This is a genomic window from Oleiphilus sp. HI0061 (assembly GCF_001635675.1).
Map to the genome: position 1 here is coordinate 1 of NZ_LWFE01000191.1, position 8,984 is coordinate 8,984.

The following is an 8,984-nucleotide window of genomic DNA, read 5'->3' on the forward strand; positions in this document are numbered from 1 at the left end:
TCTACAGCCACGCTTTGTTTCTCTGCCTCTGCCGGCTTTGCACATCTAAGGGCAAAGGGCTCAAATACAGCACCAAGTAGTAATTGATCTTCATACATACTTGCCACACTCGTGCCTGAAATCAGCTCGCCACTATCATAGTAAATCGACTCGGCCTGCATCTTTTCACCAGACACATCTATTTTAAATGCTTGAGATGGAGAAAGGTGGCTTTCATCATGCATATGAGCCGTAAACTCAAAGACTTTCGGATGACCGGCTGTGAGCAGGTGTTGATCATCCAACCACTCAAGATTATCAACAGCCATGGGGATGTAAACCGTATCAATTAAGTGCCAGGACAGCATATCCTGTCCTTTCATATAGCGAGACACTTGATTCGCTGTGGTTTCAGCTACAAACAGGGTTTTCTGGTCTGCAGACAAAGTCACCCCATTCGTATAACGAAGGCCATCGATCACTGTATGCCCCTGCTCTCCATCAAAATATACCAGCGAAGACAACGCCAGCCCGGCATAGTCCTCTACAATCTCCATCACGCTATGACGCGGGTTGCCATGATCGTTTGATACAAAGAAACGGTCTTTCCCCACAACAGCGATATCATTAGGCGAGATTAACTCTGGAAATGGAATACGTCGGCGTAGCTTTAAGTTACCATCAGGAAGAATGCTAAATACATCAATCTCATGTGTCTGCATATCAAGATGATTTACCGCATAGAGCTCTATCGCCTTTCCCTGAACGCCATCTTGTTGTTCAAAGCGCAGAGCAATTCCATGAGGATGAAAAGCCCCTTTCATTTTGACCATCAACTGCTTTGGTTTCGAGTTTGGATCACTGAGATCCAGAGTCCAAATACCACCGTTTTCATAGGACTTTAAGTCTTTATCCAAAAAAGCCTGGCGACGGTCATCGGCTGAAATATAAGCCAGCTTTTGCACTCGATCGACCGTGATATCCTCTGCTCCAATAGGACCTGCTAGCTTTTCACACTGCCCAAAAGGCTGACTTTCTTCAACACTACGGAAGACCCCTGCATCCTTAGCGATACCCGCGGCGTGAAATATCACCAGTACTAAAATAAGTAGTAAGATTTTTGTTCGAGTCTTCTTAAGCATTTCTTAGATATCCAGTTTTTATTATTACTTATAACGAGCTAGGCAGTTTACCAGTAAAAATCATACTTTGTACTTTCAAAAATGAATACCCTGCCATCGATTATGCGTATAATGCCGCCCATTGATTTGAATTTACGCAAAATAGTAATTACAGGAGAGCTACAATGCTAGAAGTTAACGAATATTTTGATGGCAAGGTTAAATCGATTGCCTTTGAAAGCACTACTCTGCCAGCAACAGTAGGCGTTATGAAAGCAGGTGAATATACCTTCGGTACCAGCCAGAAAGAATACATGACAGTTGTCAGTGGCGAACTAATTGTAAAACTACCAGGCTCAGAAGAATTTGTTTCATTTAAAGACGGAGAGACTTTTACCGTTGAAGCAAATCAGTCCTTCGACCTGCAAGTTCCTACAGATACCGCTTATCTTTGTAAGTACGAATAAACAGAATCTATTTAATAAGCCTCTGTGGTGGATTCGTTTTTGGGGTTTTGGTCTTGAAAGATTAAGCCCCTTAAGCACGGAGCGCTTTGCTGTACAGAGGAATAATGCTTATCTGTATCGGCTCAAACCCGACCTTACAGTTTGAGTTTCAAATCACGACATAGTCAAACAACAGCAAAGTCCGCAAAGCTGTCGCTCGACAGGTTAGTTATGATTAGGATAAAACAGCCAAATTCAGCACCTGAAAGGGACTCTTATCTCAACACATCTTTCCTTCTAGCTTTAATACTTGGCTTAGACTGCATTTCTAATACAAAGCAAAAAGCCATGATTGATGATTGAGTTAATTGCGTATTTAATTACACTCCTCCCTTAAATAAATATAGTCAAAACTAATCATTAGGATCACAGATGATTCGAACTAAGAAAGTAGGTGGTAAGCTTGCGGTCAAAGGAATAGACACTGGCAGAGCACTATTTGGAGTTGTTGCAATACCTGTTTTTTTTGTCTTGTATTTACTCACATTTGTTTTAATAGAGCAAAATCAGCTAGTTGGCGATAATATAGAATTTTCCTTGATAGTTGTTCTACTACTTATGGTTGTAGCTTTTTTTCTATCACTTCATAGCTACAGAAGGTCAGCAGGACTAATATTCCTTTTCAATAAGAGCAATGGAATTGTTGAAGTTTTTAGACATAAAGGATTAGTCTCTAAGTATTCACTAGGAAGAAATGTGAAATTAAAGCTTCAACGCGCACAGGGCATAGTGAGGAGAATTGATGGAGGGAGTGAAAGGCTACTTACGTACCACGCTGTATTAATTGGTAGCAAGGGTGAAGTATGGATCGGTGCTTCGGCTTTCACACAGAGAGGGCTATTAAAAAAAGTTAGAGTCATCTGTGACTATTTCGACGCCGAACATGAAGTATCAAAAGACATACTAAATAGTTATGAATCTAGTATAAAATATCAGCAACTACGTAATAAATAATGAATCTGCGCCACATTGTTTATGGCAATCGGGCCAAACGTGAAACAAGCTCGTAGGTCTGCCTTTGGCACTTTGCTGACAAAGTTTAGGCAGGGTATTTGTAGGCTCTAGTCGAAACCGCTATTTCATTGCGTGCCGACTTTTACAGCTTATCTATAGCATGGTCTCAATTCAGCTTAAGTAAGCGCTACTCTACTCTGACCCCGGCTTTTTTCTGGCACGAAAATATTCCGGTTCTTCACTTGAATCAATCAATTCTCGCCGGACCAAATCCAGAGCTAAGGCTGAAACTAGTTCCTGAAAAAACACCCTGCTACCCGGAAAGTAGAATTCACGTGCTTTGATATTGTTCTTTGCACCCCAAGCGACCCAAACAGTACCAACTGGCTTTTCTTCGGTACCGCCATTTGGACCAGCGATGCCTGATACCGACACTCCTATGTCTGCACCACTTAATTCGAGCACACCCGCCAGCATCTCTCTGACAACAGGCTCGCTCACAGCACCATACTTATCCAAAGAGTCTTGCGACACGCCAAGTACTCGATGTTTAATCTCATTGGAATAAGAGACAACACCCGCTTCAAACACTGCCGATGCGCCGCTAATCTCTGTCACTAAAGAAGCTATCTTGCCGCCCGTACAAGACTCGGCAAAGGTAAGCGTTTTACTTTCGGCATTAAGCTTATCTACGACAACGTGAGCAATAGAGCGTTGATCCTTAGTGACAATATGATCACCAAGCAATGCTTCTATCTTCTTGCCCCATTCACCTAAAGTAGCATGATGTTCTAGCCTATCAACCTTCAGTTTCAGTTCTATTAGAGGTAGAGAGGCTCGAAAGCCTATCTCAATGCAAGCAGGCAAATCCGGAAAGGTCTGAGCCAGCACCTGCTGAAGTTTTGATTCACCATAACCAAAAACGCGGTAGCGAAGGCGCTTCACCTCAATATCACTCGGTAAAGTAACCTTTAGACTCGGTAAGATCTCCTCACGCAGCATCAGCTCAAGTTCTTTCGGTACACCCGGAGTACAATAAATCTGACAATCATTATGAGGCGCCCAAAAACCCACTGCAGAACCGATACTATTTGCCAGCAAAGCAATCCCTTCGGGCAGCATCGCCTGCTTTTTGTTGGCATCACTTAAATGGTAGTTGCGTTGCTGACACCAAGAGCTCAGGTGTGCCAGAGCTTGCTCGTGCTGCTTGATTGGCTTGCCTAGAACTTTAGCCAGAGCTTCTGCCGTCATGTCATCTGTTGTCGGCCCTAAGCCACCGTTAACAATCAGAACATCAAAGTGCTGACTTAAGCGCTCTATTTCTGAAACCAATAGGTCTAGTTCATCAGGAACGGTCGCCTTGTAAGCCACCTGAATACCTTGATCAAGACAGTATTCAGCGATCATCGCCGAATTACTATCAACAATATCACCGGTCATCAACTCGGAACCTGTCAGCAGCAATGCAATCTTCATAGTTTAAGCCTTCAGCTCTTCTGCCAAGCTTACTGATCGATCTGCTGCGGCCTGCATTGCCTCATCGACAATTTCAAGCAAGCCCTTCTCTTCGAAAGTATGAATCGCTCGCTCTGTTGTTCCGCCGGGAGACATCACATTGCGCTTTAGCTGGGCTGGTGCCACATCACCACTAAGCACCATTTCAGCGGCACCCGCTACGGTTTGTGCTGCCAGCTTTCGAGCCGTATCTGCAGAGAGCCCTTGTTTTATCGCGGCTGCTTCCATCGCTTCGATCATCAAAAAGATATACGCTGGCCCTGAACCTGACAAGGCCGTCACTGAGTGAATCAAGCTTTCCTGATCTACCCATTCAACCAAGCCAATTGCCTGAAACAATTCATCTGACAAGTTCTTTTGTTCATCGCTTACATTCGCATTCGCGATCAAGCCGCTCGCACCCTTGAGTACCTGGGCTGGGGTATTCGGCATGCATCTCACCAATGCCTGCTCAGAGCCCAACCACTGTGCCAGCAGGTCCAAACCAATGCCTGCCGCAATAGAGATGATTAGAGGACGATGACTAAGGCTGCCTTTCAATGACTCACATACTGAATGCAGTACCTGAGGCTTTACACTGAGCACGACAATATCTGCAGTGCTAACAGCGCGAGCATTGTCCTCATCCACCTCGACCTCCCATGTGTTCTGCATCGCTTCCCGATGTTCAAGGTTTGGTGCAGTTGCTACAATATTGCTTGCGTTTAAACCTTTCTTTACTAGGCCACCAACAATGGCGTGTGCCATGTTACCTGCGCCAATAAAGCAGATCTTTTGTTCATTCAAGTTCATTGTTAGTTCACTTCCTGTTCAAAAATTCAAAAACTGTTTCCAAGCTCTAGCGTTCGCCAAACAAAGCGGTCCCAACTCTGACCATCGTTGAGCCACAGGCAATGGCCTGTTCCATATCACCAGACATTCCCATCGAGAGAGTATCGACACTCGAATAGCTTTCTTGCAGATCATTAAATGCCGACTTCATCTTCGTAAACGCGGTGCTCAAACTCTCTTCACTTTGATTTGCTTGAGGTATGCACATTAAGCCGCGTAGCTTCAAACGAGGCATATCTTCTAGTGCTCGACAAAGCTCAGGCAAATCACTCAACAATATGCCCGATTTAGTCTCTTCTTCATCAATATTCACCTGAATACAAATATTCAGTGGCGATAAAGTGTCCGGGCGCTGATCATTTAAACGCTGTGCTATTTTTATGCGATCAACACTATGCACCCAAGTAAAGCTTTCAGCAATCGGCCGCGTTTTATTCGACTGAATCGGGCCAATAAAGTGCCAGACGATATCTTCGGCATTGCCTTCTTTCGTCAATAAAGCCTTGACCGCTATCTGCTTTTCAAGCGCTTCATTAAGATAGTTCTCGCCAAATATTTTCTGCCCTTGCTTAAATAACTCAAAGACTGCTTCAGCAGGCTTCTTTTTCGACACCGCCAGGAGCTGCACGGAGTTTTCTGCTAGGCCGGCATCAATTGTGGCTTTTTGTATCCTTTTTCTTACGTTCTGGAGCTTGTCTGCTATGCTGAAGTTCATAATATAAGTTTGCGTGGCGTGTCTTAAAGTCGACATGCATTTGAGCAAAAACAACCTGTATTAACAAGCTTTATCCTTCTGGATCAGCTTTCTCATTTAAAAATCTAAGATACAAAGTTATAGGCTTTAGAGGACGACCATGGATATTACTGAACTGCTGGCATTCTCCGCCAAACAAGGCGCTTCCGATTTACATTTATCTGCCGGACTACCGCCAATGATCCGTGTTGACGGTGATGTTCGCCGTATCAACCTGCCAGCGATGGAGCACAAAGAAGTTCATTCACTGATTTATGACATAATGAATGACAAGCAACGAAAAGACTTTGAAGAATTCTTGGAGACTGACTTCTCGTTCGAAGTACCCGGTGTTGCTCGCTTCCGTGTAAACGCCTTTAACCAGAACCGTGGTGCTGGCGCAGTATTCCGTACTATTCCTTCGAAAGTACTCACCATGGAAGACCTGGGAATGAGCCAGGTTTTCAAAGATATTGCTGAAGTCCCACGCGGCTTGGTTCTGGTAACAGGGCCAACCGGTTCTGGTAAGTCAACCACATTGGCCGCCATGATCGACTATATCAATGACAACCGCTACGACCACATTCTAACGATTGAAGACCCGATCGAATTTGTTCATGAAAGTAAAAAGTGCTTAATGAACCAACGTGAAGTTCATCGGGACACCTTGGGCTTTAACGAAGCGCTACGTTCAGCGCTTCGTGAAGACCCCGATATTATTCTGGTTGGTGAGCTTCGTGACCTTGAAACCATCCGTTTGGCACTGACCGCAGCAGAAACGGGTCACTTGGTATTTGGCACCTTGCACACCACCTCAGCAGCTAAAACGATTGACCGTGTCGTCGACGTATTCCCTGCAGAAGAAAAAGCGATGGTTCGATCAATGCTTTCCGAGTCTTTACAGGCTGTTATTTCTCAGACCTTGTTGAAAAAGACCAATGGTGGCCGAGTTGCTGCACATGAAATTATGATCGGCTCCCCTGCAATTCGTAACCTGATTCGTGAGGATAAGGTCGCCCAGATGTACAGTGCTATCCAGACGGGCGCATCAATCGGTATGCAAACACTCGACCAGTGCTTGCAGAACCTACTAAGCAAGGGCTTTATCACTCGTGATACAGCAAGAGAAAAAGCCAAGATCCCTGAGAATTTCTAACTTAGGCCGCGTTATGAACAAAGATAAAATGATTCAGGATATGTAACATGGATTTTGAAAAACTCTTAAAAGTCATGGTCGAAAAAGGTGGCTCTGACTTATTTATTACTGTTGGTGTCGCACCGAGCATCAAAATCCACGGCAAGCTCGTCCCTGTTACCAAGCACGCACTCACGCCCGAACAATGTCGTGAGATTGTATTTGATGTCATGTCAGAGAAACAACGTGACGAGTTCACTGAGAAAAGCGAATGTAACTTTGCTATCAGTGCCCGTGGCATTGGCCGCTTTCGTGTAAGTGCCTTCATGCAAAGAAATTTGTGCGGTATGGTGCTGCGTCGAATCGAAACTAATATTCCACGCATTGAAGATTTGGGTCTACCTACAACCATCAATCAGTTAGCAATGACAAAACGTGGCCTGATTATTTTTGTCGGTGCAACGGGCACGGGTAAGTCAACTTCTCTCGCAGCAATGATCGGGCACCGAAATAGAAATAGTAAAGGTCATATTATTTCTATCGAAGACCCTATTGAATATATCCATCAACACCAGAACTGTATTGTCACCCAGCGTGAAGTCGGTATTGACACAGAAACCTTTGAAATTGCCCTTAAGAACACCTTGAGGCAGGCACCAGACGTTATCATGATTGGTGAGATTCGTAGTAAGGAGACGATGGATTACGCGGTCACCTTTGCCGAGACTGGACACCTATGCTTGGCAACACTACACGCTAATAACGCTAACCAAGCACTCGACCGGATCATTAACTTTTTCCCGCCTGAACAGCAAAACCAGATATGGATGGATTTATCCCTAAACCTAAAGGCAATTGTTGCCCAGCAATTGATTCCAACGCCCGATGGTAAAGGCCGCCGAGCCTGTATCGAAGTGCTACTCAACACGCCTTTATGTGCAGACCTCATCCGCAAAAAAGAAATTCATAAGTTGAAGGAAATAATGACCAAATCGCGAGATATTGGTATGCAGACCTTTGATCAGGCCCTGTACGACCTGTATTCAGCTGGAGATGTTACTTATGAAGATGCGCTCGCCTATGCAGATTCAGCGAACGATTTACGTTTGATGATAAAGCTGGGGGCAGACGCCTCATCGCCTAACCAACTATCAGCAACAACTGATCGTCTTAGTATTCAGGATGATGGAGACATTGGTTTTTAGAAGAGATCTATAGGTAATCTGGCCAGCATGCCTGGCCAGATTATAACTAAGTAATTACTTAGCCATTCCTTCTTTCTGCGCTAGCTCGTCTTTGCCCAAGCCATGCTTGTAAAAGTACAATGTTTCCTGTTTGTTAAGCGTTTTTGCATCGATATAGGCTTGAGGAGCACCCCACACCACTGAAACCGGCCATAATAGCAAGTTACCAATAAATGCGCCCCACTGCTCCAAGTAAACATTACCAAAACCAGGTAGAATATTCAGAGCAGCCGCTAAGCCTGGATTATTCTCTTCGATCGGCTCAAGACTAGCCAATTCAAGGCGACGCTCGATTTCCATATATTCGTGCTTTTCACTTGTTCTCATGCTTACACAGCCAGACAACAAGGTAACTACCAACAATGCTACTACAACATGCAATTTCATATCTTAATATCCCTAATTTACATTATATTTTTACGCTTATAAAAAGCAGGGACATTATAGTCTAATAGTATAGATATAAAACAGCGCTATTTACTGAGTTCTGAGTAAAGCCTCCATATCATTATCATTCAAAGGTCTTGAGACAAGATAGCCCTGAATATAATCACACCCATGCTGCGATAATAGTGACAACTGGGCCTGATTCTCGACACCTTCTGCAACCACACGAAGGTTCAAGCTCTGACCCAACACGATAATAGCCTTGACTATCGCGAGTTGTGCTTTGGAGTTTTCAAGCCCCTCAACAAATGAACGGTCAATTTTTAGCGTATCAGCCGGCAATTCTTTTAGGTAACTTAATGATGAATACCCGGTACCAAAGTCATCTATAGAAATTTTAAGCCCTAGTTCTTTTAATTCATGCAAGCAACTCAAACCGGCGCGAAAGTCTTCAATTATGACGCTTTCTGTTAGCTCTAATTCCAAACATGCTGGCGAGATACCGCTCGACTCCAACACACTCTTAATCATACCTTTCAAGTTTTGATCACGAATCTGCCTAGGTGACAAATTTACGGC

10 protein-coding genes are annotated in these 8,984 nt (G+C 44.2%); 4 read left to right on the plus strand and 6 right to left on the minus strand.

Going from position 1 to position 8,984, the window contains the following annotated elements:
- On the minus strand, positions 1–1,121 hold a 1,121-nt coding region (locus A3735_RS02225), incomplete at its 3' end, for an SMP-30/gluconolactonase/LRE family protein (RefSeq protein ID WP_068637510.1).
- A gap of 164 nt (positions 1,122–1,285) precedes the next feature.
- Between A3735_RS02225 and A3735_RS02230 the strand changes: the two genes are divergently transcribed.
- Together A3735_RS02230 and A3735_RS02235 are read left to right on the plus strand one after the other, a co-directional pair.
- A complete protein-coding gene (locus tag A3735_RS02230) occupies positions 1,286–1,567 on the plus strand; it encodes a pyrimidine/purine nucleoside phosphorylase (protein ID WP_068512427.1) in 282 nt (93 codons plus the stop codon).
- Positions 1,568–1,978: 411 nt separating this feature from the next.
- The gene (locus tag A3735_RS02235) at positions 1,979–2,560 is read left to right on the plus strand and encodes a hypothetical protein (protein ID WP_068552681.1); all 582 of its coding nucleotides are present in this window, start codon (positions 1,979–1,981) and stop codon (positions 2,558–2,560) included.
- 192 nt (positions 2,561–2,752) lie between these two features.
- On the opposite strand, the gene A3735_RS02240 is transcribed toward A3735_RS02235, so the two are convergent.
- Genes A3735_RS02240 through A3735_RS02250 form a run of 3 tightly spaced genes read right to left on the minus strand, consistent with a single transcriptional unit; the run spans position 2,753 to position 5,621 of the window.
- The gene (locus tag A3735_RS02240; RefSeq protein ID WP_068515918.1) at positions 2,753–4,036 is read right to left on the minus strand and encodes a CinA family nicotinamide mononucleotide deamidase-related protein; all 1,284 of its coding nucleotides are present in this window, start codon (positions 4,034–4,036) and stop codon (positions 2,753–2,755) included.
- Between the two features lie 3 nt (positions 4,037–4,039).
- Positions 4,040–4,867, minus strand: a complete 828-nt coding sequence (proC, locus tag A3735_RS02245) for a pyrroline-5-carboxylate reductase (protein ID WP_068515922.1) — start codon at positions 4,865–4,867, stop codon at positions 4,040–4,042.
- A 46-nt stretch (positions 4,868–4,913) separates the two neighbouring features.
- The gene (locus A3735_RS02250; RefSeq protein WP_068515979.1) at positions 4,914–5,621 is read right to left on the minus strand and encodes a YggS family pyridoxal phosphate-dependent enzyme; all 708 of its coding nucleotides are present in this window, start codon (positions 5,619–5,621) and stop codon (positions 4,914–4,916) included.
- 139 nt (positions 5,622–5,760) lie between these two features.
- Here A3735_RS02250 and A3735_RS02255 point away from each other — a divergent pair, with 139 nt between their 5' ends.
- Positions 5,761–6,795: a type IV pilus twitching motility protein PilT gene (locus tag A3735_RS02255; protein ID WP_068515927.1), complete on the plus strand. Its 1,035-nt coding sequence runs from the start codon at positions 5,761–5,763 to the stop codon at positions 6,793–6,795.
- Positions 6,796–6,842: 47 nt separating this feature from the next.
- Positions 6,843–7,979, plus strand: coding sequence for a PilT/PilU family type 4a pilus ATPase (locus A3735_RS02260; RefSeq protein ID WP_068515930.1), 1,137 nt, complete (start codon positions 6,843–6,845; stop codon positions 7,977–7,979).
- 54 nt (positions 7,980–8,033) lie between these two features.
- Here the strand turns inward: A3735_RS02260 and A3735_RS02265 are convergent, their stop codons facing one another.
- Both A3735_RS02265 and A3735_RS02270 read right to left on the minus strand, forming a co-directional pair.
- Positions 8,034–8,405, minus strand: coding sequence for a hypothetical protein (locus A3735_RS02265; protein ID WP_068515933.1), 372 nt, complete (start codon positions 8,403–8,405; stop codon positions 8,034–8,036).
- 90 nt (positions 8,406–8,495) lie between these two features.
- A partial coding sequence (locus tag A3735_RS02270) for an EAL domain-containing protein (RefSeq protein WP_156499337.1) occupies positions 8,496–8,984 on the minus strand: 489 nt, incomplete at its 5' end.